Origin of the sequence: Vibrio sp. 1562 (assembly GCF_033340155.1) — a bacterium.
GTDB classification, from domain to species: Bacteria; Pseudomonadota; Gammaproteobacteria; order Enterobacterales; family Vibrionaceae; genus Vibrio; species Vibrio alginolyticus.
The window spans coordinates 1-645 of sequence record NZ_JAWOVY010000445.1; the positions used below are offsets into that span (position 1 = coordinate 1).

A 645-nucleotide genomic window follows, 5' to 3' on the forward strand; every position below is an offset into this window, starting at 1 on the left:
TATCCAACTGTGGCTTTGGGCGCTCGCTTACCCTGTTCCGATTTGGCAAGGCATTGCGCTGCTAATGACTTCTCCGCTGTTTGCGACCGTAGGCTCAGGGCTTATCTTGAAAGAGAAAGTGGGCACCGCACGCTGGCTTGCCACACTAACTGGCTTTATCGGTGCCATGATCATCTTAGAGCCGTGGTCAGACTCCTTCACTTGGGCAACTCTGCTGCCTGTTGGGGCGGCCTTCTTTTGGGCGGCGTATTCTTTGATGGTGAAAAAGATGTCGGTAAACGATCCACCGTCTACCATGGTGGTTTACTTGTTGTTACTGATCACGCCTTTCAATATTGTGCTAGCGATACCAAGCTTTACCATGCCTAGTGACTGGACTATTTGGCTGATCCTTCTTTTTGCTGGTGCACTAACAGCATTAGCGCAATGGGCGATTGTGAAAGCTTACGCAGTTGCGGACGCTTCCTTCGTTCAACCCTTCGATCACGCTAAACTGCCTTTAAATGTGCTGGCTGGATGGATGGTCTTTGGATGGGTGCCTCCTGGTCGTTTGTGGCTAGGCGCTGCCATTATTGTGGCGCCGATTGCATTCATCACGCACTGGGAAGCAAAAAAGACAAAGTTAGTTGAAAGAAAAATCTAGCT

1 protein-coding gene is annotated in these 645 nt (G+C 49.9%); it reads left to right on the forward strand.

Going from position 1 to position 645, the window contains the following annotated elements; all coding sequences use genetic code 11:
• Positions 1–643, forward strand: a 643-nt coding sequence (locus R7Z49_RS25710; RefSeq protein WP_318112495.1) for a DMT family transporter, incomplete at its 5' end; no start/stop codon positions are given.
• Positions 644–645: the final 2 nt, after the last annotated feature.